Below are 23,228 nucleotides of genomic sequence, written 5' to 3'. Positions count from 1 at the left end.
TGCACTTCCAAGTGTGCAGCTATCCGTCTGGCGCTGTCGCTCTCCCTTGGGGAGTAGCTCACTGCGCGCCGAGGCGGGAGTGTGGCCCTTCTTTGAGCGCAGGTGAGCGCAGGCCAACTGCCTTGCTCAAGCGTAAGCGCCGTCATGGTGACTCAATCCAGGCCGCGCCGGGCCATCACTTCGGTGATGATCGGTACCGGCGTCATCAGATGGTCACGCATCATGCGCCGGGCCTTGCCGGCGTCCCGACTCAATACCGCCTCGGTCAGTGCCGCATGTTCGTCACGCTTGACCGCCAGGGCCTCGCTGGAAAACACCGTCTCGCGAAGCCACAGGTGACGGTAGCGCTCGACCTGGTCGAACAGGGTGTCGCGCACCTGCATCAGATGAGGCGAGTTGCAACCGGCCACGATGGCACTGTGGTAGGCCTTGTGGCGACTGTCCCAGATATCGAGCAGCTCCTCGGAGGAGCTGACGCTTTCGACCTTGGCCAGGGTGTGCGCGGTAGCGATGATATCGGCTTCCCAGCGATCGTCACCGCGTTGGATGGCCAACTCCAGCATCAGCCCCTCGAGCTGGGCGCGGGCATCGTACAGATCCTCGAGCTCCGCCAGCGACATGGGGGCCACCCGATAACCGCGTTGACTGATGGCAACCACCAGACGGTCGGCAACCAGCTGGGACAGGGCTTCGCGCAGCGGCCCCACGCCCAGGTCGTAGCGTTCTTTCAGCCTTGCCATCAACAGCTTTTCGCCCGGGGCGAAGACGCCACGAATGATGTCCTGCTTGAGCCAGCGGTAAGCGCTGATGGCGAGGTTCTGCTTGGGTGAGTCTTCCATCTCGTGGCCCGTCCATGTATCACCGGGCCATCTTACCGCAATGCCGACAATGTCGATATTCTCCTAAGGCATCGGTCGGCACCCAGATGTGTCGATGGCAGCAGGTGTGGCTTTCCTATCTGCGGCAACGATGGCACGAGGCGGGCCCTTCGACCCGCAAGAGCGACGCGGCTCCGGCCTCGCCTGGTGGTTGTCGGGCAGCTACCGGGCATCGTCCGGCGAGGCGAGTCTGGTGGATCAGTCCCGGGTGCGTCGAAGCTCCGTCCAGGCGGCATAGGTACTCAGGAACACGCGGCCGGTCAATTCATCGAGAAAGTCGGAATGCTTCAGCCGGTCCATCACCGGCCCCTTGACCTCGGCCAGGTGTAGGGTGACGCGAGAGTCCTTCAGACGGGCGTTGATCGCGTCCAGGCTTTCCAGCGCCGAGGCGTCGATCAGATTCACTGCAGAGCAGATAAGTACCACGTCGCTCAGCTCGGGGCGCTGGGCCACCAGTGTATAGAGGGTGTCTTCGAGATAGCGGGCGTTGGCGAAATAGAGGCTTTCGTCGACCCGGAACAGGGCGAGATGGCTGACGGTCTCGACCTGATGCCGGGTGATCGAGCGGAAGTGCTCACTGCCAGGGATGCGACCGACGATGGCGCTGTGGGGGCGACTGGTACGGTACAGGAAAAGCGCAATCGAGAGACCTACCCCGGCGATGATGCCGGCTTCGACGCCCTCCACCAGCGTCAGCAGCATGGTCACCGCCAGGGCCGAGAAGTCGCTGCGGGAGTAGCGCCAGGTCTGGCGAATCAGCGGGATATCCACCAGCGTCAGTATGGCCACGGTGATGGTGGCGGCGAGGGTGGCGATCGGAAGATGTTCCAGCAGGGGGGTGAGCGCCAGCGTCACCACACCGATACCGATGGCGGCAAACAGACCGGCCATGGGGGTGCGTGCACCAGACTGCTGATTGATCACGGTGCGCGACAGTCCGCCGGTGACCGGCATGCCGGCGGTGACAGCAGCGGCCAGGTTGGCGCCGCCGAGTCCGATCAACTCCTGATTGGGGGAGACGCGCTCGCGGCGCTTTGCGGCCAGCATCTGGGCCATCGAGATGGACTCGACAAAGCCCACCACACTGATCAATAGCGCCGGCACCAGCAGCGCGTGCCACAGGCCCAGCTCGAATGTCGGCAGACCGAAGGCTGGCAGGCCGGCGGGGATCTGCCCCACGGTCGCAACCCCCCTGGAGGCAAGATCCCATCGCCAGCTGATCAGCGTGGTGATGACCACCGCCGCCACGGGACCTGCGCGTACCAGCATGCTGGCAGGCCCCCTGGGCAGGCCCAGTGCCGTCAGAGCGTGTTGCCCATAGCGGCGGGTCGCCCACAGGAAAAGCAGGGTCGAGGCGCCCATCGCCAGGGTCATCAGGTTAGTCTGGTCGAGGTGGGATAGCTGGCTGTAGATCAGTGCCAGGGCGGTATAGCCACCGGCCTCGATGCCCAGCAGGTGAGATAGCTGACTGATGGCGATCAGCAGTCCCGAGGCCGAGAGAAAGCCACCGATGACCGGGTGGCTGAGAAAGTTGGCGAAAAAGCCCAGGCGCAGCATGCCCATGGCGGTCAGCATCAGTCCCGACAGCAGTGCCAGCACCAGCGCCGCCTCGACGTACGCGGCGCTACCGGGAGTGGCCACCTTGGTCAGAGCGGCGCCAGTCATCAGAGCGATGATCGCCACCGGGCCCACCGCCAGCGACCGGCTGGTGCCCAGCATGGCGTAGACCACCGCCGGTAGCAGACTGGCATAGAGTCCGACCACGGCAGGCAGACCCGCCAGAATGGCGTAGGCCAGCGACTGGGGGATCACCATGACGGTGACGATGATACCCGCCAGCAGATCGCCCCCCAGCAGACGCGGCGTATAGTGTGGCAACCAGGCAAGAATCGGAAGGTAACGCTTGATCATGGAAATGCCGACGTCCTAGTCAGGGTATTGGGGGCCTGGCGCAGGCGCTTGCCGATAAACCTCTAGCCTAGCCGAAAGCGGTGAGCGAGTAGAGTCTTGTCAGCGCAGACGCCTGGTACGCTGCATGAAATTCAGGTCCAGATGACGTTTCAGACGGCTGGCCAGTCGTCCGCCCCACCAGGCGTTTCCGTAGAGCGCTAAAGCTTCGCCGTGGCCGAGATTGACGATGGACAAGGCCCGCGCAGGCGGGCGGTAAGAGGTCAGTGACGCCTGCGGGTCCAGCGATGCGATCAGGTTGCGAGCCAGTACGGGGCCCTGACGAACCCCGTGGACGCCCAACCGTGGCAAGGGATGGTCGATCAGTGCAGCACAGTCTCCGCTGGCAAAGACGCCGTCGGTCCCCTGGACCTTAAGCGACGAGTCGATGGCTATGCCGCGACCATCGATCGTCGGCAGGCCGAACCTCTCGAGTCCTCGCGGAGGACCCAGCCCAGTGGCGTCGATGATGTCGGACGCCGGCAGATGTCGGTCATGGAGGCTGTCGACGACAAGGATTCCGCGACGCTCCAGGGCTGCCAACAGGTAGCGTCGGGCTCGCGCGGGCGCTTCTGGCAAGGGGCCAGAGCCGCGATGTCGCAGGCGAATGGTCAGAGCACCAGCGGCGAGCTGGTGGCGGCGGCCGAGTGCTTCGATGGCGCAGGCGATCTCGACCCCGCTGGCGCCGGCACCGAGAATCTCGACACTCACCGACTGTCGGCACTGAAACCGACGCTCGAGGCTGCGACGCAGCCGCACCAGGTGGGGGATGGGCTTGATCTGCCAGCGTGTCTGCTTGTCGCCTGGTAGCGAGGCTGCGCTATCGCCGCTGGCTTCATCATCGCTCGAACGCAACGCAGGAGCAGAGCCCAGATTCAGCCCCAGTCGATCAAACGCCAGAGAGGTCCCGTTGGACAGCAGCGCCTGGCGCATGTCGGTGTTCAGCGCACAAAGACGCGCCCTGACCAGCGCAACCCCTCGCCCATGACAGATCGCCGCTGGATCGATCCTGTCGGTCGCAGGGGAATGGTCGCCGGCCAGCACGCCGCTGGCCAGGCCCGAGTACCAGAAGGCGCCGGGGTCGACCAGGGTGACATCGAAGCGCGACAGCAAGGAGCTCTGGTGCAGCAGATGCAGATGGGCGTGGCCTGCCCCGATCAGCAGCAGCCGTGGCTTGCTGCCGATAGCGGTGGGGCGGGATCGCGCGGTGGTCGAGGACATGGGCGGCCGTCATCCTGAAAGCGAGTAGCGATCATCCCGGCTGACATGCGCGAGGTCAAAGACGGTGCGCGCTGGACCTAACCCCATCTTCAGTCCATCGCTACCTCCAAAGGGAGCGCGAGCGGAGCATCGGTGGCTTCTAGGCTTCATCTACGGGGCGAGACAGCACTTGATCGAACGTCGCCAGCAGACGCTCCCGTGGGAGCCTTACTCATGCACATCCTGCTCGGGCCGTGCCCTCTCCCGTGGTTGAGGTCACTGCTACTGGTGAGACTCAGGAGACTTGTGCCGACCACCCTTGGCCTGGTGGCCATGGTCGCTTCTGCGATGCTATCGGGTGATGAACTGGACGAGTCGCAGGGTGCTTCACTGACACTGTTGACCTCTTACCACCAGGGGTACCGGTGGAATGACGATGTGGTCAGCAGTGTCGAGGCGCGTTTTCGTCACGAAGCCAGCGCAGACCGACAACTGCTGGTGGAGTATGTCGATGCGCTGCGACTGGCGCGGCCGCTGGCCCATGAGGCCCTGCTCCAGCGATTGACCGCCAGCACCTTGAATGAAAGCGGCAGTCTGATCATTGCCGATGACCCCGCCATGGCCTTCTATCTGGAGTATCGTGACGAGCTCCCCTGGCCGCGCAAGGTGGTGGCACTGGGACTCAATGATGACCGCTTCAGGGAGCAGGCCCAGGCGCTTGGAGTGAAACTGCTCAAGTCCTACCCGGTCATGGCGCAGTCGCTCAATATGCTGGTGGAAACCTTTGGCTCACCGGTGCCTTTGATGCTGCTGGCCGAAGACTCCGAACACGCCTTCAATGTCGTCGATGACATGGTGGAGGTGATCGGCAGTGTCGCCGATGTGACCCTGGTCGATGTGGTCACTGGCTGGACCCCGGAGGAGGTGATCGAGCGATTGTCGCGAAGTCCCCCGGGAACTCGACTGTACATGCAAGGGGGGCAGGACTCCGGTTGGTCCGAAGGGGCGGGAAGTACCGCCCATCGACTGGAAGCGCTGGCCGCCCAGGGCTATCCGGTGTTCTGCCATTTCGAATTCCAGATGGCGATAGGCTGTGCCGGCGGGGCGATTCTCGATGTCGACTTCCTTGCCCACGCCGCCGTGGAACTGGCGCTGACGCCAGCCTTTGACCTGGTACCGGCCAGTTCCTCGGTGATGGCCCAGCGTCACCTGATCGATGCCCGCTGGTACCGTCTGTTCGAGGGCCATGACAACCTCCCGTTCCAGTGGATCGGCGTTCGCGGGCGGCTGGAGCAGGTCGCGCGGGAGTATCGTCAGGCGTTGTACGGGGTGTCGGTGGTGGCGGTTGGCTCGCTGCTGGGCGTGGGGGCCTTGCTGGTGGCGCGCAACAGGTCACGACGTCTTCGTCGCAAGTTGATGGTCGATCAGCGCTTTGGTCTGCCTACCAGGCTGGCGTTGGTAAGCGACTATCGAGGCAGTCGATGCGAGGAGGTGGAGTGGCTGTTTGTGCTGGTCTCACCCGAACTCAGGAGCTATCGCAGGCGCTTTGGCAGCGGCAGCCTGGAGGGTCTTCTACGGATCAGTATCGATGTCTTCAAGGCGCACCTCCCCAAGGGCTGGCGGCTGTATCTGGGGGGCGAAGAGCAGCTGATCGGCATGGTCCCTGCCCAGGCCCACGGACCCGATGTGGAATCCCAGCTCGATAGCTACCTGGCCCTGGTGGGGCAGTTTCAGCAACGCGACAGCGCACGGGTCCTGCGCTGGCATGCCAGTGTGGTGGTGGTGCCCGGCCATTCCACCGACCTGAGCAACTGTCTGGCTTCGCTGGAAGAGGGGGTGCAGCGGCTGGAAAGCGAAGGTTGGGTACGTCCGGTGCTCAGGGTGACCGCGGCGGGTCCCTATCACGAGACTCAGCTGCGTTGGCTGTGCCGGCAGGTCAGTCTGCTGATCGAGAATCCCGGCAATCAATGGCGTCTGGTGGCCCAACCCAAGATGGCGCCCTCGAGCAGAACCCTGGTCGGCGCCGAGGTGTTGATCCGCTGGTGTCATCCCGACGCGGGCAATATTCCGCCACCGGAGTTTCTTCCGGTCGTTCTGATGCTCGGCCTGGCGGAGCGTTTCGACCGTTGGGTGATCGGCCGCACCCTCGACTGGCTGATGGAACTGCGAGGCGCGGCCTGGCTCGGTACCGTCTCGGTCAATGTCCACCTTTCGACGCTCGTGGCCGATGACTTCCCCGATTTCATGGTGACTGAACTGGCGCGACGTCGGCTGCCTCCACGCTGCCTGGCACTCGAACTGGTGGAGCACGAGCATGTCGATGACGTCGAGCGGGTTCAGCGACAGATGAGGCGGCTCCACGAACGCGGTGTTGGCGTCGCCCTGGACGACTTCGGTAGCGGCTACACGGCCTTCAACCTGCTTCAGCGCCTGCCCCTGGCGGCGATCAAGCTGGATTATTCATTACTTCACGCCGCGCGGCGTTTCGATCAGGCGCGTCAGGCGTATGCGGCGCTGGTGGGACTCTGCCATCGCATGGAACTGACGGTGGTGGCGGAAGGCGTCGAGACCGTCGAGGACGCAAGTTGGCTGATCACCCTGGGGGTCCAGGAAGGGCAGGGCTACTTCTTCGCGCCACCGATGGAGCTGGAGGATCTGGTCGCGGTCTATGGCGAGAAGCCAGCGGGCCCGATGCCGACGACGGTACTACGTCAGGTGGGCACTCGGCGCTGCTGACGCAGGCTCGACCAGGAGTAGAGCGCCAGCGCGATCCAGATCAGCACGAAGGTAGTAAGCTGCTCGACCGCCAGGGGCTCATTGAACACCCACAACGCAATCAGAAACTGCAGCGTCGGATTGATGTACATCAGAAATCCCAGAGTACCGAGGGTCAGCCGGCGCGCAGCGCCGGCAAAGGCCAGCAGCGGCAGGGCGGTCAGCACCCCGGAGGCCATCAGCAGCGCGGCGCTGTAGGGGGCAGTGAAGAATAGCGCCCCGTCGAAGTGGCTGACCGGCAGCTGTTGTATCAGCAGCAGCGCCAGTGGAAGGAGCAGCAGCGTTTCGATGAACAGGCCCGACAGCCCGTCCAGCGCAAGCTGCTTGCGCAGCAGTCCGTAAGTGCCGAAAGACACCGCCAGGCACAGGCTCAGCCAGGGCAAGGTGCCCAACTGGAATAGCTGCAGCACGATGGCACCGAGGGCAAGGCCAATGGCCAGGCGCTGCGTCGGCGCGACGCGTTCCTTGAGCACCACCACGCCCAGCGCCACGTTGACCAGCGGTGTCATGAAATAGCCCAGGCTCGCCTGCAGCACCCGGTGAGTCTCTACCGAGTAGATATAAAGGCCCCAGTTGGCGCCGATGAGCAGAGCGCAGGCGAGCGCCGGCAGCAGTTGTCGAGGTGCCTGGCGAATATTGGCGATGACCGACCAGCGCTTGAGCAGACTGATCACCAGTGCCAGAAAGAGGCACGACCAGATGACGCGATGGGCGAGTATCTCGAGTGCACCCACGCCGTCGAACAATGCGAAGAAAAGGGGGAATCCACCCCAGGTGCCATAAGCCAGCAGCGCAAAGGCGACGCCCTGGGCCGAGGGTGTGGAGAGTCCTTTCATGCCGCGAATTCCCGTTCAGAGTTGGTGCCGATGTTGATATCGATGTTGGTATCGACGTTGGTATCGATGTTGGTAGCGAAGGTTGAGCTGATCGCCGCGTCGCGTCAGGCCGGATGACGGTGGGTTTTCCGGGGCCAGGGGCATTCGACCGTCGCCACCTGCTGCGACAAGGCGCTGTGTCGTTTAGGCTAGGGGGACGACGTCAATTGATGAGACTACCATGACACAGCTGCGTACGACGCTTGTCCAGTGCAACCTTCACTGGGAAGATCCCGAGTCCAACTGCCGGATGCTGGAGGACAGCCTGGCGGACCTGGGCGCCAACGATACCGACCTGATCGTGCTGCCGGAAATGTTCGCCACCGGGTTCACCATGAACTCACGCGAGATGGCCCAGCCCATGGCGGACAGCAGCGTGGTGGCATGGCTTGTGGATCAGGCTCGCCAACGAGGCTGCGTGGTCACCGGCAGCGTTGCCATCGAGGAGCAGGGCGAGTACTTCAACCGCCTGGTCTGGGCGCGTCCGGACGGCGACATCAGCTGGTATGACAAGCGCCATCTCTTCCGCATGGCAGGCGAGCATGAACGCTACGACATGGGTCGTGAGCGCGTGATCGTCGAGCTCAATGGCTTCCGCATCCTGCTGAGCGTCTGCTACGACCTGCGCTTTCCGGTATGGCTGCGTCAACGCCAGAACCCATCGACCCACTTCGAATATGACGCCCTTCTATGTGTTGCCAACTGGCCGGCGCCGAGGCGCCATCCCTGGCGCACGCTGCTGCAGGCGCGTGCCATCGAGAACCTGGCCCCGGTGATCGGTGTCAACCGCGTCGGTGAGGACGCCAAGGGCCTCGCCTACTCGGGTGACTCCATGTTGATCGATGCCAAGGGTGAGGCGCTGATCGACGAGGCGCGTGATGAGCCCTTTATCAAGACCGGTGTGCTCGACCGCGACGAATTGGCGGCATTCCGGGAGAAGTTCCCGGCATGGCAGGATGCCGACGCCTTTCAACTCGCCGATGACGAGGCCAACTGATGCGTCTGGACCGCTTTCTCAGCGAGACCACCGACCTGACGCGCAGCCTGGCCAAGCGAGCCCTGGTGCGCGGGGAGGTAACGGTCAACGGCGAGCTTGAAAAGAAGGCTGCGCGACATGTGGCGAGTGATGACGAGGTGCGCTGGGAGGGACGACTTCTTGAGCTGGTTGGACTTCGTTACATCATGCTGCACAAGCCCGTCGGGGTGGAGTGCACGGCCAGACGGGGACTCTACCCGCGGGCGGTTGACCTGATCGATCTGCCCAAGGCCGAGCGTCTGCAGCCGGTAGGGCGGCTGGACGTCGACACCACTGGCTTGCTGTTGTTGAGCGACGATGGCCAGTGGTCCCACCGCATCACCTCGCCTCGCCATCGCAGCGCCAAGATATACCAGGCCCTGCTGGCGCGGGACCTGGACGACCCTGACGAGGCAGTCGCACGTTTTGCCGAGGGCATCATGCTGGAGGGCGAGGAGACCCCAACGCGTCCCGCTACCCTGACCTGTCACGGGCCGAGGGAGGTCGAACTCGCCATCGTCGAAGGGCGTTATCATCAAGTCCGTCGCATGTTCGCCGCCATCGGCAACCATGTCGAAACGCTGCATCGCCACACGATCGGACCCTTGACCCTGGATGCGTCTCTCGAACCCGGCCAATGGCGTGAATTGACAGCCGAGGAACGCGAGCTGTTTTAACAGCGCGGGGCCGGGCGCTGGTGTGAGAGCGCTGGTTTGGATCGCAGCAGCGGGCGCTGGATTGACTGCGTGGGGCCGGGCGCTGATTGGATGGCGCGGGGCCGGGCGCTGATTGGATAGCGCGGGGCCGGGCGCTGTAGCGAGAGCGCTTCAGGCCCCTCCAGGCGGCTTGCCCGGCCGGCTAGCCGTTCTCGTGAGGCGTGGCGAGTGCGATGCGCGCCCGGCCTGCGTGCTTGGCCCGATACAGGGCGCTGTCTGCCATCGCCAGCAGGCAGCTCGGATCGTCGCTGGTAGCCGGGAAGCTGGCGATGCCGCAGGATACCGATACCGTACCCAGGCTCTGGCCCTCGTGGCGGAAGCTCGCGCTGGCCAGGGCGTGGCACATGCGCTGCATGCGATGATGAGCGTCGTCGGCCTCGGCGCCGGGCAGCAGCACGACGAACTCCTCTCCACCAAAGCGACAGACCACGTCGATGTCACGAAAGCTGTTGGCCAGCATTCTGCCAACCCCTTCAAGCACCGTGTCACCCGCCGCATGACCATAGCGGTCATTGAATTTCTTGAAGTGGTCGATGTCCAGGATGACCACCGCCAAGGGACTCTTCTTGCGCAACGAAATAGCCGTCTCGTGGGCAAAAAGCTCATCGAAGTAGCGACGGTTGTGCAATCCGGTCAGATCATCGCGATAGGATAGCGCCGATAGTTCTTCCTGCAGGGCGATGCTCGACAATACCAGGGCCAGGCGGCTGACGCCGAGTTCGATGAAGCTGCGGGTGCGATCCCAGTACTGCGGGCGCTTGACCAGTGGCCCGTCGGGCACGACGCAGATCACGCCCAGTCGGCGGTGCTGGCGATCCGGGCCGGTCAAGTCCAACGGAAAGACCCAGTGAGGCAGGTTGTCGGCAGGGGAAGGTGCCGAAGGGTCCGAGTGGGGCCTCCTGACGGAGATCGAAAGCAGGTCATCCAGGGCAGGCAGGCTTTCTTCCGTGCGCGTTCGAAGCGGCGGAATCGCGGTGGTGTCCAGACAAGCCGGGGGGCGATAGGTGGTGGGCCAGAACAGTTCCAGCGTCATGTTGTCCGGCTGATCCTGAGGCCGGTAGAAGGCGCCCTGCATCGGTTCCAGTATCTCCGGCATGGCCCGCTGGGTCAGGCATAGCGCTTCCTCGAGGCTGGTACATGCCTGCAACGTGTCGATCAGGCTGGCCAGTCGCTGGGTCTTGTGGTGTTCGGTGGCCAGCACCAGGGCACGTTGTCTCTCCTGTTCTGCGAGGCTTTCCAGTTGTCGGGTGCGCTCGGCCACCTCTTGCTCGAGGTGATCGTTGAGTCGCTGCAACTGGCGTTGGGAGCGAGCATAGTGGCGTGTCGAGATGACGATCATGGCGACGATGAAGGCCAGGGCACCAAGGTGAACCGGTACACTGATCCAGCCCACCAGGCCGTGGGCCACCAGCATGTCGGTGATGGCGATGGCAGCAAAGATGGCGTAGCTGGCGACGATCAGGCGTTGGTCGCTGTCGAACTCTCGTCGATAGCGAAACAGCCAGCGTGCCATATAGGCCAGCGCCCCGAGCAGTATCAGGTCGAACAAGGGAAAGGTCGGAGGAAGCGATACCACGTCCAGCATCGCCAGCGCCGGGGCGATGATGGCGTAGGCCAGCAAGCCTAGCCACAGACGTCGCATGCCCTGTCGCGGGATCTGCGGAAACCAGTGCTCGAGGATCAGCGCCATGGCCACCGGCAAAGAAAAATAGGCAATGGCGGCGACATAGTCCCACGCCAGGGGCGCGAACACGATCAATTGGCTGGCGTCGCTCTCGGCCAGCACCATCAAACCGACCGCCAGCGAGAAGAGCCCGAGGCTACCCAGCCGCCAGCGTTCGGGCTGGGTCAGGATCAACACGAGCGCCAGGGCTGCGACGATAAGGCAGGCAAGCGCGATCACTAGTTCGCCCTTGGTGGCCTCGAGAATCGAGGGCAGTATCCGTGACTGTTCCATGATCACGACCTTGCCCCAAAGCCCGATGTCCTTGTAGGACGACTTCAGGCGCAGGTACAGGGTCTTGCCCTGGGTGGGCGAGGGCAGCTCGATGGCGTGCCAGGTCCAGCCGGCGAAGGCCCCGGCGTCCGGTCCTTCGAGCTGACCGTGGCGATAGACGTGTTGCCCATCGACGTAGGCTTCGGCGACCAGGTTGAGGCTTGAGACGAACAGCGCCGGCTGAAGCCAGTCACCGGCGGGCAACTCCCGACGCAGCCAGAGGCTGTCGCGACCGTCACGACCCGGGGGATTGCCGATGCCCTCCAGGGACTTCCATTCCCCTTCAGCGGCGGTGAGCCACTCAAGCTCTCCGTCAGGAGTGCGGGGCGAGTCCCCCCAACGATATTGCCAGTCATCATTCAACGCGAGCTCGCCAGCCAGTACCTGACTGCCGGGCAGCCAGAGCAGGGCGAGTACAAGAAGCGTGATGCAGCGGAACATGGCGAGACCTATAGACGGTAACCCGGCCAGTATAGAACGAGGTGGCAATAACAACATTCGACGGCATAGTCGAAAGAATAAACGTTTGAGGCCTGGACGGCCCCAGTCCCGGCATGAACCGCCATGGAGCGCATTTGGCTGCAACCGCGCTCAGATGCCATGCCTTCTACCGCCCCCCTGTCGGGACACCTCCTGTCAGCCTTGCTTCATCTCTGGGGCTCAAGCCCCGCCGCCTTGACCAGAGCCCTGGTGTAGGGATCGGCCGGCCGGGAAAGTACGTCCATGCAGGCCCCCTGTTCGATCAGACGGCCTTCCTTCAGCACCATCACCCTGTGGGCCATGGCGCGCACTACCGCCAGGTCGTGGCTGATGAACAGATAGCTCAGTCCGCGCCGTGCCTGGAGGTCCCTGAGCAGGGCGATCAGTTGTTTCTGCACTGTCCTGTCCAGTGCCGAGGTCGGTTCATCGAGTACGATCAGGCGCGGCTCGAGGATGATCGCTCGGGCCACCGCGATGCGTTGGCGCTGACCGCCGGAGAACTCGTGGGGATAGCGTTGGGCGACGTGTTCCGGGAGCTCCACCTCACGCAAGGTCGCACGGACCCGAGCGCTGACTTCCTGCTCGGAAAGCTCAGGCTGATGATAGCGAAGTCCCTCGCTGATGATATCCGCCACCGGCATTCGCGGAGAGAGAGAGCCGTAGGGGTCCTGGAACACGATCTGCAGATTTCTGCGCTGCTGGCGCAGTGCCTTGCCCGATAGCTGATCCAGCCTGGCGCCGGCGAAGTCGATGACCCCCTTGGCCTGGTTCAGGCGCAGTAGAGCGGAGGCCAGGGTGGTCTTGCCGGATCCCGATTCGCCGACCACGCCCAGGGTCTCGCCGGCGGCGATGTGCAAGTCCAGCGGGGCCAGCGCTTCGAAGCCGGGCTGGGGACGCTGGAACAGGCGTCGGCGCCGTTCGAAGGTGACGCTTAGCTGGCGGGCCTCGATCAGGGTCGGGGCATCGCTACAGGGGGTCGGGACACCTTCCGGCTCGGCGTCCAGCAACTCCCGCGCGTGGGCGCTCTGGGGGGATTGGAAGACCCGCTCGACGGTCCCGGTTTCCTGGTGCTCGCCATGACGCATGACACACACGCGGTCGGCGTGTCGACGCACCAGATTCAGGTCGTGGGTGATGAACAGCATGCCCATGCCGTGGTGATCACGCAGCTCGGCCAGCAGGGCGAGTACCTCCTGCTGTACGGTCACGTCCAGGGCGGTGGTGGGTTCATCGGCCACCAGCAGCTCAGGCTGGTTGGCGATGGCCATGGCGATCATTACCCGCTGACGCTGCCCGCCGGACAGCTGGTGGGGCCAGGCATCGAGCAGTTCCTCGGCTCGCGGCAGTTTTACCTGTTCCAGCAGTTCGCGGCAGCGGTGGCGAGCCCCGCGGCCTCGCAGGCCCTGGTGCAGGCGCAGGGTCTCCGCCAGCTGTCGTCCGATGGTGTGCAGCGGATTGAGAGAGGTCATCGGCTCCTGAAACACGAAACCGACGCGGTTGCCGAGCAGCCCCTGCCATTTACGCGGCGTCAGCCGCGACAGGTCGGTGTCGCCGAGCCATCTACCGCCTTTGATTGTGGCGTTGGGCGGCAGCAGGTTGAGCGCGCCAAGCGCGGTGACCGACTTGCCGGACCCCGACTCACCCACCAGCGCCAGGGTCTCTCCGCGCCTGACGTCCAGCGACAGTTCCTTGACCACGGTGGTGTCGCCGAAGCCGATCGACAGCCGATCCAGCGACAGCAGGGTGTCATTGTTCATGCGCGGGGCTTCCTTGCGGTGTCGTGTTGCCGCTGGCGCTTTGGACGTGGCGCGGGTCGAAGGCGTCGCGGATCCCCTCGCCGATAAATACCAGCAGCGACAGCATGACCGCCAGGGTCATGAAGGCGGTAATCCCAAGCCATGGCGCCTGGAGGTTGTTCTTGCCCTGGGCCACCAGCTCGCCAAGGGAAGGCGAACCTGGCGGCAGCCCGAACCCGAGAAAATCCAGCGCCGTGAGGGTGGTGATGGCGCCGGTGAAGAGGAAGGGTATGAAGGTCAGGGTCGCCACCATGGCGTTGGGCAGCACATGGCGCCACATGATCAGATGCGACGGCAGCCCCATGGCCTTGGCCGCCCGTACGTACTCCAGATTGCGCGCGCGCAGAAACTCGGCACGCACGATATCCACCAGTCCGAGCCAGGAAAACAGCAGCATGATCCCGAGCAGCCACCACAGATTGGGTTCCACCAGGCTGGCCAGGATGATCAGCAGGAACAGCACCGGCAACCCCGACCATATCTCGGTCAGGCGCTGGCCGATCAGGTCGACCTTGCCGCCGAAATAGCCCTGCACGCCACCGGCCAGCACCCCCAGCACCAGCGATCCGGCGGTCAGCACCAGAGCAAAGATCACCGACAGGCGAAAGCCGTAGATCACCCGCGCCAGCACGTCACGTCCCTGGTCATCGGTACCCAGCCAGTGGCGGCCATCCGGGGGTGACGGCGCAGGGTGGTCGAGATACTCGTCCAGAGTGTCGTAGGAGAACGGAATCGGCGCCCACAGCATCCAGCCATCCGACTCGATGGCGTTGCGGGTGAAGTCATCGTGATAGTCGGCCGCGGTCGGCAGAAAGCCGTCGAAGACGGTATCCGGATAGTCGACCAGCATCGGGAAGTACCATTGCTGCTGATACTGCACCAGCAGCGGCTTGTCATTGGCGATGAGTTCGGCCCCCAGGCTGAGCACGAACAGTAGGCCGAAGGCCCACAGTGACCACCAGGCACGGCGCTGGTGGCGAAAGACGGCGAGGCGACGGCGGGTGATGGGAGAAAGGCTAGGCACGATCAGGATTCCCGTGTCTCGAAGTCGATGCGCGGATCCACCCAGACGTACGTCAGGTCGGAAACCAGTTTGAGTATCAGGCCGATCAGGGTGTAGAGGTAGAGGGTGCCGAAGATCACCGGATAGTCACGCTGCATGACCGCCTCGAAGCCGAGCAGGCCCAGCCCGTTGAGCGAGAAGATCACCTCGATCAACAGCGAGCCGGTGAAGAAGATCCCGATCAGCGCCGACGGCATCCCGGCAATGATGATCAGCATGGCGTTGCGGAAGACGTGGCCATAGAGCACCCGCCTGTCGCTGGCACCCTTGGCCCGGGCGGTCAGCACGTACTGGCGGTGGATCTCGTCGAGAAAGCTGTTCTTGGTCAGCATGGTCAGGGTGGCGAAGCTGCCGATGGCCGAGGCGCTGACCGGCAGCACGATATGCCACAGGTAGTCCTTGACCTTGCCCCAGGCGCTGAGCTCGGAAAAGTCCGGTGACGTCAGCCCTCGCAGCGGGAAGACGTCGAAGTAGCTGCCGCCGGCGAACAGCACGATCAGCAGGATAGCGAACAGGAAGCCGGGAATGGCGTAGCCGACGATGACCAGGCCGGAGGTCCAGACATCGAAGGCGGAGCCGTGTCGGAGGGCCTTGCGTACACCCAACGGGATCGACACCAGATACACCAGCAGGGTGGTCCACAGACCTAGCGAGATCGACACCGGAAGTCGCTCGAACATCAGGGTGGTGACCGCCTCGCCGCGAAAGAAGCTCTCGCCGAAGTCGAAGGTGGCGTAGTCCACCATCATGTCGATAAAGCGTTCATGGGCCGGCTTGTCGAAGCCGAACTGCTGCTCAAGCTGGGTGATGAACTGCTCGGGGATCCCGCGGCTGCCGCGAGACTCGCCGCTATCGATGGTCTCGCGGCCACCGCCCTGCAGGCGCGTACTGGCCTCGCTGGAAAAGCCCTCGAAACGTGCCAGCAACTGGTCGATGGGCCCGCCCGGCGCGGCCTGGACGATGATGAAGTTGAGCAGCATGATCCCCAGCAAGGTGGGGATCATCAGCAGCAGACGGCGCAGTACGTAGGCACCCACGGCATTTCCTTGAGGATTGGGTTTGCCAAGGCGAAGCGTCGTTTCGCACGACGCTTCGCACCACCAGAAACATTTTCTGTATCAGGGCCGCCGGCGTGGTCGGGCCTGCCGTTCGGGCTGGACACGTGCGCCTGCCCTCTGAATCTTTGACCTTCTTACCACAGCACGGCGCCCTTGGGCCGCCGTTGAATCAACGGCTACGCTGACGATCCTCGATGACCGCCTCGCGTTCAGGGTCTACCCACCAGGCGCTCAGGTCCAGCGTGTACTCGGGGAAGGGCTCCTGCCAGGCAAACTTGTCCCACACCGCGATGCGGTGGGCGGCCAGATGGAACTGCGGGACCACGTAGAAGCCCCAGCGCAGCACTCTGTCCAGCGCCTGGGCGGCGGTGTCCAGTGCCTGGCGCGAGTCGGCGGCGATCAGGCGATCGACCAGAGCGTCGATGACGGGATCCTGAAGGCCGATCAGATTCCGGCTCTGGGGGCGTTCGGCATACTCGCTGCCCCAGAACTCACGCTGTTCATTGCCGGGACTCAAGGACTGCGGAAAGCTGCCCACCACCATGTCGAAGTCGAAGCTGCGCAGACGATTGAGGTACTGATTGACGTCGACGGTACGGATATTGCCCTGCACCCCCAGTCGGGCCAGCCTTCGCAGCAGCGGTTGGGCGATGCGCTCGAACTGGGTGCTGTAAAGCAGGATCTCGACGTGCAGTGGCTCGCCATTCTCGGGGTCGATCATTACCCCGTCACGGGCCTCGTAGCCGGCCTCACGCAGGAGTTCCAGGGCCTTCCTCAGGCGTGGACGCATCTCCTGGGGCTGCTGCATCGGCAGTGGCTCGCTGAAGACGCTCTCCGGCAGCTGGTCGCGGAAGGGCTTGAGCATTGCCAGCTCGTCTTCGGACGGCAAGCCGGTGGCTTCCATCTCGGAATTCTCGAAGTAGCTGTCGGTGCGCGCATAGGCGTCGTAGAACAGGTTTCTGTTCAGCCACGGGAAGTCGAAGGCAAGAGTGATCGCCTCGCGCACGCGGCGATCCTGAAACTTGGCCTTGCGCAGGTTCATGACGTAGGCCTGCATGCCGGCGGGCTGGCCGTCATGGACCTGAAGCTGCCTGACAAAGCCCTGCTCGCGCGCCGGGAATTCGTAGGCCGTGGCCCAGTTGCTCGCGGAATTCTCGAGGCGGAAGTCGAGATTGCCGGCCTTGAAGGCCTCCAGTGCCACCGTCTGGTCGCGATAGTAGTCGTAGATCAGCCGTCCGATATTGTGTCGGCCGACGTTGACCGGTACCTCGCTACCCCAGTAGTCGTCGACGCGCTCGTAGACGATGCGGCGGCCCGGATCGACCTCGGCGATCCGATAGGGGCCGGAGCCGAGCAGCGAATCGCGGGTCACCGCCTCGAAGTCGCGATCACGCCAGTAGTGCTCGGGCAGGATCGGCATCTGGCCCAGGATCAGCGGCAGTTCACGGCTTTCGCTGTCACCGAGGTCGAAGTGCACGGTGTCGCTGTCGATGGCGGTGACGCTGTCGACATCGCTGTAGTAGGCGCGGTAGAAGGGCTGCCCCTTGGTGGTCAGCGTCTCGAAGCTGAATACCACGTCCTGGGCGTCCATGGGTTCGCCGTCATGGAAGCGCGCTTCGGGGCGCAGGTCGAACTCGACCCAGCGCCGTTCGGGGTCCAGGCGGATACCCTCGGCCAGGAGCCCATACATGGTGAAGGGCTCTCCCGGGTTCGATTCGAGCAGGGTGTCGTAGATCTGTGTAAGGCCAGAGGCTGGCGTGCCACGAACAATAAACGGATTGGTCGAATCGAAGCTGCCCTGGGCGGCGCGAATCAAATCACCGCCTGACGGAGCATCAGGATTGGCATGGGGAAAGTGGCGAAAGTCAGCCGGCAGGGCCGGCTCACCATAGAGCGGAAGGGCGTGCACGGTGGGCACGCTGGAAACGTCTGCGGCCTCGCTGGCGGTCGCCAGCAGGGCGCCCAGCAGGCAGGCGCCAATTGCCACCTGTCGCATGGCGGTGGAGTCCTTGTCCTGAGGGGCGCCACCGTGGCGCCCGCTTTACCGACCGGAAAGTGTCAGTTGCTGACCGGGTTGAAGAGCCTGCGGGTTGTCGATGCCATTCCAGCGTGCCAGGTCCCGAGGCGAGATGGAATGAAGCATGGCGATGCGGTTCAAGGTGTCTCCGCTCTCGACGACATGGGTCTCGTCGGAGGCGCTGGCCACTTCGATCTGCCCCAGGTTGCTCAAGGCATTGCGCAGGGTGGCGGCGCTCTCTGCCGGCACCAGAATCTGACGGGTGTGACGCGGGTTGACGTTGCGCGACTTGAGTCCGGGGTTCAGTTCGCTCAGCTCGTGGGTGGTCACTCCGGCCAGAGCGGCTGCCTTGTTCAACGAGATCGGTGCGGTGACCGAGACCTTGGCAAAGGCCGCCGAGCCGCTGATCTCCGGAAGGTTGACGCCATAGCGCTCGGGATCATTGATGATCCGCGAGATGGCCATCAGCTTCGGCACGTACGCCATGGTCTCCGAGGGCAGGTTGAGATCCCAGTAGTCGCCGGCGAGTCCGCGAGCCTGTGCCGCACGGCGGGCATTGTTGACGGTGCCGGCGCCGGCGTTGTATGCCGCGAGTGACAACTGAAGGTCGCCCTCGTACCACTGATCCGCCTGCATCTCGATGTAGTCCAGGGCGGCGCGGGTGGAGGCCACGACATCATTGCGGCCATCCCAGGCACCATTGCGCTTGAGGCCGAGGGCGTCACCGGTACGCGGCATGATCTGCCACAGTCCGACGGCGCCAAAGTGGCTACGTGCCTTGGGATCGAAGGAGCTCTCGACGAAGGGGATCAGCGCGATCTCGCCCGGCAGACCACGTGATTCGACCTGCTGGGTGATCCAGGCGAGCCAGGGGCGGGCGCGCTCGGTGATCTCCGCCACGTTATGGGGGCTGTCCTGGTAGTAGTCGATCCATTCCTGCACGCGGGCATTGACCGGCTGGTCCTGCCACTGGAAATCCGCCCGCAGACTTGTCCAGGCATCCTGCGGCTCGAGTTCCAGGGCATCCCAGAAGTGGCGAGTCAGGTGTTGATGCGAAGGCGCGGCGCTTGCGTCAGCGCTGGTTCCGCCATATGGCATGGCGCCACCGGGGGGGAGTGGCGAGGCCTGGGATGTATAGGCACCGGCCATCAACGAGCCAAGGAGGGCCAGACTGCTGGCCGCGCCAAGAAGTCGTCTACGGGTCGTGTGAAATGTCATGCGTACAGAAACTCCTGGCCCGCGATGCTTATCGCGGGCGTCCTGTGGGACGATGGTTCAGGACGCCGAGCCGTTCAGAAGGAATCCTTCCAGGCTCTTAGCGTGGCAAAGGTGGCGTCCGTGCTATCGGTCGACCCATGGGCTGAGGCAGCGCGCTTGACATCTTCATCATCGCAACGAAGGAAGGGATTGATGCGGCGCTCACGTTCCATCGTTGTAGGCAGCGTGGGTCGGTCCAGATCTCGTGCCTTCTGACATTCGTCGAAGGCGGTGGCAACGTCGGGGTTGCCGGGGTTGGCCGCCTTCGCAAAAGCGAGGTTGGCCAATGTATATTCGTGCGCGGAGAATACCAGTGTATCCGCCGGCAGGGAATTCAGTCGGTCGAGGGACCCCTTCATCTGCTCCGGGGTACCTTCGAACAGGCGTCCGCAGCCACCGCTGAACAGGGTGTCCCCACAGAACAGCAGCGGCGGGATGCCTGCGGTAAAGAAGGCCAGATGGTCCAGGGTATGCCCAGGCACCGCCATCACCTCGAACAGGCGGCCCATGACGCGAAACTCGTCACCGTCACGCACGATCTCGTCGACGCCTGCGATCTCGGGGTTATCCGGCCCGATCACCCGGGGCGAATAGCGCTGGATCAGTTCGGCAACGCCGCCGGTGTGGTCATGGTGGTGATGGGTCAGCAGGATGCAGCCCAGGCTCAGCCCTTCACGTTCGAGAAAGCGCAGAACAGGCTCGGCGTCACCGGGATCCACGACGCAGACCTCTTGACTCGAATCCTGGCGCAGCAGCCAGATATAGTTGTCGCTAAAGGCTGGAATCGGTGTCACGCTTAACATGGTCGGCAGGGTCCTCGGAGCGAGCCTTGAGCGGGCAGCATCTAGCTGGGCGGCCGGCGCAGACTTCAGTAAACTTCGTTTTTTCGCCTTGCAAAATCAGACACTTTGGAGGCACAGGTCGACTATGTCAAATGCGTCGGAGCCGATGGAGCTCGCGTGCCTGGTGCGGCACGCTCGACGCTATTGGTCCAGTGACAGCGGGTGCGCCGTGCGGCGTTCCGAGCGAGCCTGCCTGGGCCCGCTGGCCGAACGCTGGTGCGGCCAGCACGGTCTTGAAATGTCACTGGCCGAGCCACTGGCCGACATGAGCGCGGTTCGCCACTGGATACGGTGGTCTCCGACCAGGGAGCTGGCGGAAAGTTCCAGCACGCTGGTTTGCCGCCCTGAGCGCTTGGCACTGCCCGACGGAGCGATGGACGTGGTGGTGCTCAATCACTTGCTGGAGGTGGTGTCCCACCCCCACCAGCTTCTGCAGGAGGCCGCCCGGGTGGTCTCGCCGCAGGGGCGACTGGTACTGCTTGGCTGGTCCCCGCTGTCATCGTCGGGTTTGATGAGGGTGCGGCCTCGCCGCCGGCGGCAGATGCCGGGGCAGGGCGTATGGCGAACGCCGCGGACGATGAAGGACTGGCTTCAGTTTGTCGACTTCGAGATCGAGCGGGTAGACTACTGCCGATTTCGCCTGCCGGGGCTCGCCGGTGGCAATGGCATGCTGGAAACCCTCGGCCGGCGCCACAACCTGCCCCTGGGCGATTGTTATATCATCCAGGCTCGCTGCCGCTCGCAGCTGGCCTGTACCCAGGGAAAACGCCCGCTGTTCGGCTTGCCGGTCGGTAACACCGCACTCGGCACCACCAGGCTCGAGCCCAGTGTGCGGCAGACCCCCAAGCAGAAGAAGGTAGCAATGCGTTGACCACTCCCGATTCACTCCCTGTCGTGACCATTTACACCGACGGGGGTTGCCGCGGCAATCCCGGACCCGGCGGCTGGGGAGCGCTGCTGGAAAGCGGGGATCACCGCAAGTCGCTCAAGGGCGCCGAGCGTGATACCACCAACAACCGAATGGAGCTGACCGCCGCGATCATGGCGCTGAAGACGCTCAAGCGCGAGTGTCACGTGGATCTCTGGACCGATTCGGAGTATCTGCGCAAGGGCATCACCGAATGGATCCATGGCTGGATCAAGCGTGGCTGGAAGACGGCTTCCAGGCAGCCGGTGAAGAACGCCGATCTGTGGCGCGAGCTGCATGAGCAGACACGCCGACACCAGGTCAGCTGGCATTGGGTCAAGGGGCACAGCGGCCACCCTGGAAACGAGGCCGCCGACGCCCTGGTCAACGAGGCCATCGACGAGTTGCTGGAAGGCGCCTGACGCCGTCGGCCCACACCCCACAGCCCATCCGACTTCAGGGACCCAGAATGCGACAGATTGTACTGGATACCGAGACCACCGGTATCGAGACGCGCGACGGCCACCGTCTCATCGAGATCGGCGCCGTGGAGATGATAAACCGGCGTCTGACCGGAAATTCCTACCATCAATACATCAACCCCGAGCGTGAGATCGATGCCGAGGCGATCGGTGTCCACGGCATCACCAACGAGCGGGTCGCCAATGAGCCGGTTTTCGCCGAGGTGGCGGCCGACTTCTGGGAGTTTATTCGCGGCACCGAGCTGGTCATCCATAACGCGCCCTTCGATGTCGGCTTCATCGACCACGAATTCAAGCTGTTGAAGGCCACCCACCCCGAGCTATATGCAGGGCCCGTCAAGGATCACTGTCGTATCCTCGATACCCTGACCATGGCAAGGGGACTGCACCCGGGGCAGCGCAACAGCCTCGACGCCCTTTGCAAGCGCTACGATATCGACAATGGTCACCGCGTGCTGCACGGGGCCTTGCTCGATGCCGAGATCCTGGCAGACGTCTATCTGGCGATGACCGGTGGGCAGACCGCCCTGACCCTGGATGCGGGCAACGACAGCGACCAGCAGGCGGCGGTGCCCGGCGAGCTTTCGGTGCGTCGGCTGTCATTGGAGCCGGGGCGGCTGAGCGTGGTACGCCCGACAGATCAGGAGATGGCGGCCCATCTGGCCAAGCTCGACAAGGTGCGTGGCAAGGCAGGAGAGTGTCGCTGGGACGACCTGGACCCTGCCTACGTCGGCCCCGGCAGCGCCACGCAGGACGGTGTCTGATGCTGCATCGGGAGCTGCCAAGAGGTGTCGAGTCGGGGCGTATCATTCGCCTGTCGAAGGGCTGTATGGCGCCTGGCCTGGACAATACGCCGCTGGGGCCGGTCGAGCCCTGGGATGAGCGTGTTCAGCCGTTGTGCTGGTGGTCGGACGAACCGGTGGGGCTGCGTCTTGAAGACAGCCCAGGCGCCGACTGGCCAGACGGCCGTAGCTGGCTGTCGAGGTTGCCCGAGTCATGGTACGGGCTGGTGTCAACGGCGCTGCAGGTGGGTGCCTGGATGGGCAACCACCGGTTTTGCGGGCGTTGCGGCAGCCCAGCCAGGCGTCTGGAACACGAGTTTGCGATGCACTGCGACAATTGCGGCCATCGCAACTACCCGCGCATCTCGCCCTGCATCATCACCCTGGTGACCCACGGGGAGTCGCTGTTGCTGGCTCGTAGCCCGCGTTTTCCACCCGGACGCTATTCCACCCTGGCAGGATTCATCGAACCGGGAGAATCGGCGGAGCAGGCGGTGCATCGCGAGGTCCACGAGGAGGTCGGTCTGAAGCTGGGGCGGCTGCGTTATATTCGCAGTCAGGCCTGGCCTTTTCCCCACTCCCTGATGCTGGGCTATCTGGTCGAGGCGGCAAGCCGACGCATCGTGATCGACGGCCACGAGATCGAAGACGCCGCCTGGTTCTCGCCACGGCAGCTACCGCAGTTGCCGCCGCTTTATTCGATCTCGCGGGAGTTGATCGAGTTGCACCTGTCCGAGGTGCGTGACGGTCGGTCCTGACGGGCAGTCGCCGGGAGTAGCCACTGCCCATTTGAGCATCACTTCTCGGGAAACAGCTCGGTCAGGCGGGTCGCCAGCATGATATTGCCGGTCGCCTTGAGCTTGCCGGTCATGAAGGCTGTCATGCCGTTGATATCACCGGTCATGATGCCCTTGAGGGTGTCGCTGCTCATGCTCAGGCTGACAGAGGGATCGTCGTGCTCGCCCTGCTGGATGTCCAGTGCGCCATCGTCGATGACGACATAGTGATCCTCGGTATCGCTGAAGTGGAACTGGAAGATCTCGTGCATGCCCTGGGCAGCGTCAGGATTGAAGCGAGAGCGTAGCGTATCGAGTGTCTGTGACATGAGAATTCCTTGCAGTTGTGTGAGTCGCTGTCAGGCA

At 63.8% G+C, this 23,228-nt stretch carries 19 protein-coding genes; 7 read left to right on the top strand and 12 right to left on the bottom strand.

Features of this window, described 5'->3' with window-relative positions; translation table 11 throughout:
- Positions 1 to 152: 152 nt before the first annotated feature.
- The 3 genes from csiR to NFH98_RS10270 form a co-directional block, all read right to left on the bottom strand.
- Positions 153 to 839 (bottom strand): DNA-binding transcriptional regulator CsiR, encoded by a 687-nt coding sequence (csiR, locus tag NFH98_RS10280; RefSeq protein WP_108449393.1) that lies wholly within the window; start codon positions 837 to 839, stop codon positions 153 to 155.
- A 237-nt stretch (positions 840 to 1,076) separates the two neighbouring features.
- Positions 1,077 to 2,789 carry a SulP family inorganic anion transporter gene (locus NFH98_RS10275; RefSeq protein ID WP_045993732.1) on the bottom strand — a complete coding sequence of 571 codons (1,713 nt, stop codon included), beginning with the start codon at positions 2,787 to 2,789 and terminating at the stop codon, positions 1,077 to 1,079.
- Positions 2,790 to 2,888: 99 nt separating this feature from the next.
- Complete coding sequence (locus NFH98_RS10270; RefSeq protein ID WP_349622640.1) at positions 2,889 to 4,046, bottom strand: NAD(P)/FAD-dependent oxidoreductase; 1,158 nt, start codon at positions 4,044 to 4,046, stop codon at positions 2,889 to 2,891.
- Positions 4,047 to 4,331: 285 nt separating this feature from the next.
- On the opposite strand from NFH98_RS10270, the gene NFH98_RS10265 reads away from it, so the two are divergent.
- Positions 4,332 to 6,761: an EAL domain-containing protein gene (locus NFH98_RS10265; RefSeq protein WP_349622639.1), complete on the top strand. Its 2,430-nt coding sequence runs from the start codon at positions 4,332 to 4,334 to the stop codon at positions 6,759 to 6,761.
- Here NFH98_RS10265 and rarD read toward each other — a convergent pair.
- Positions 6,737 to 7,636, bottom strand: coding sequence for an EamA family transporter RarD (rarD, locus tag NFH98_RS10260; RefSeq protein ID WP_045993729.1), 900 nt, complete (start codon positions 7,634 to 7,636; stop codon positions 6,737 to 6,739). The genes NFH98_RS10265 and rarD overlap by 25 nt on opposite strands.
- A gap of 220 nt (positions 7,637 to 7,856) precedes the next feature.
- On the opposite strand from rarD, the gene NFH98_RS10255 reads away from it, so the two are divergent.
- Both NFH98_RS10255 and NFH98_RS10250 read left to right on the top strand, forming a co-directional pair.
- Positions 7,857 to 8,672, top strand: coding sequence for an amidohydrolase (locus NFH98_RS10255; protein ID WP_045993728.1), 816 nt, complete (start codon positions 7,857 to 7,859; stop codon positions 8,670 to 8,672).
- Positions 8,672 to 9,367, top strand: a complete 696-nt coding sequence (locus NFH98_RS10250; protein WP_045993727.1) for a pseudouridine synthase — start codon at positions 8,672 to 8,674, stop codon at positions 9,365 to 9,367. The genes NFH98_RS10255 and NFH98_RS10250 overlap by 1 nt, the downstream gene beginning before the upstream one ends.
- Before the next feature lie 181 nt (positions 9,368 to 9,548).
- On the opposite strand, the gene NFH98_RS10245 is transcribed toward NFH98_RS10250, so the two are convergent.
- From NFH98_RS10245 to gloB, 7 genes are all read right to left on the bottom strand, one after another.
- On the bottom strand, positions 9,549 to 11,843 hold the full coding sequence (locus NFH98_RS10245; protein WP_052704431.1) for a sensor domain-containing diguanylate cyclase: 2,295 nt from the start codon (positions 11,841 to 11,843) through the stop codon (positions 9,549 to 9,551).
- A gap of 206 nt (positions 11,844 to 12,049) precedes the next feature.
- Positions 12,050 to 13,639, bottom strand: coding sequence for an ABC transporter ATP-binding protein (locus NFH98_RS10240; protein ID WP_349622638.1), 1,590 nt, complete (start codon positions 13,637 to 13,639; stop codon positions 12,050 to 12,052).
- Positions 13,629 to 14,702 (bottom strand): ABC transporter permease, encoded by a 1,074-nt coding sequence (locus tag NFH98_RS10235; RefSeq protein WP_231498690.1) that lies wholly within the window; start codon positions 14,700 to 14,702, stop codon positions 13,629 to 13,631. The genes NFH98_RS10240 and NFH98_RS10235 overlap by 11 nt, the downstream gene beginning before the upstream one ends.
- A gap of 2 nt (positions 14,703 to 14,704) precedes the next feature.
- Positions 14,705 to 15,778, bottom strand: coding sequence for a microcin C ABC transporter permease YejB (locus NFH98_RS10230; RefSeq protein WP_349622637.1), 1,074 nt, complete (start codon positions 15,776 to 15,778; stop codon positions 14,705 to 14,707).
- 190 nt (positions 15,779 to 15,968) lie between these two features.
- Positions 15,969 to 17,795 (bottom strand): extracellular solute-binding protein, encoded by a 1,827-nt coding sequence (locus NFH98_RS10225; RefSeq protein WP_045993724.1) that lies wholly within the window; start codon positions 17,793 to 17,795, stop codon positions 15,969 to 15,971.
- Positions 17,796 to 17,840: 45 nt separating this feature from the next.
- Complete coding sequence (locus tag NFH98_RS10220; protein ID WP_045993723.1) at positions 17,841 to 19,034, bottom strand: transglycosylase SLT domain-containing protein; 1,194 nt, start codon at positions 19,032 to 19,034, stop codon at positions 17,841 to 17,843.
- Positions 19,035 to 19,108: 74 nt separating this feature from the next.
- Positions 19,109 to 19,876: a hydroxyacylglutathione hydrolase gene (gene gloB, locus NFH98_RS10215; protein ID WP_045993722.1), complete on the bottom strand. Its 768-nt coding sequence runs from the start codon at positions 19,874 to 19,876 to the stop codon at positions 19,109 to 19,111.
- A gap of 208 nt (positions 19,877 to 20,084) precedes the next feature.
- Between gloB and NFH98_RS10210 the strand changes: the two genes are divergently transcribed.
- The 4 genes from NFH98_RS10210 to nudC are packed head-to-tail and all read left to right on the top strand — an operon-like array spanning position 20,085 to position 22,844.
- Positions 20,085 to 20,786 (top strand): class I SAM-dependent methyltransferase, encoded by a 702-nt coding sequence (locus tag NFH98_RS10210; protein ID WP_315900829.1) that lies wholly within the window; start codon positions 20,085 to 20,087, stop codon positions 20,784 to 20,786.
- A 23-nt stretch (positions 20,787 to 20,809) separates the two neighbouring features.
- A complete protein-coding gene (gene rnhA / locus NFH98_RS10205) occupies positions 20,810 to 21,244 on the top strand; it encodes a ribonuclease HI (RefSeq protein WP_231498692.1) in 435 nt (144 codons plus the stop codon).
- Positions 21,245 to 21,291: 47 nt separating this feature from the next.
- Entirely contained in the window at positions 21,292 to 22,068 is a 777-nt protein-coding gene (gene dnaQ, locus NFH98_RS10200; RefSeq protein ID WP_349622636.1) for a DNA polymerase III subunit epsilon, read from the top strand.
- On the top strand, positions 22,068 to 22,844 hold the full coding sequence (nudC, locus tag NFH98_RS10195) for an NAD(+) diphosphatase (protein ID WP_222516780.1): 777 nt from the start codon (positions 22,068 to 22,070) through the stop codon (positions 22,842 to 22,844). The genes dnaQ and nudC overlap by 1 nt, the downstream gene beginning before the upstream one ends.
- Before the next feature lie 38 nt (positions 22,845 to 22,882).
- Here the strand turns inward: nudC and NFH98_RS10190 are convergent, their stop codons facing one another.
- Complete coding sequence (locus tag NFH98_RS10190) at positions 22,883 to 23,191, bottom strand: SCP2 sterol-binding domain-containing protein (RefSeq protein ID WP_045993717.1); 309 nt, start codon at positions 23,189 to 23,191, stop codon at positions 22,883 to 22,885.
- Between the last annotated feature and the right edge of the window lie 37 nt (positions 23,192 to 23,228).

The organism is Halomonas sp. H33-56 (genome assembly GCF_040147035.1).
GTDB lineage: Bacteria > Pseudomonadota > Gammaproteobacteria > Pseudomonadales > Halomonadaceae > Halomonas > Halomonas litopenaei.
The sequence above is the reverse complement of the archived record's forward strand: the minus strand, read 5'-3'. Positions and strand labels throughout refer to the sequence as shown.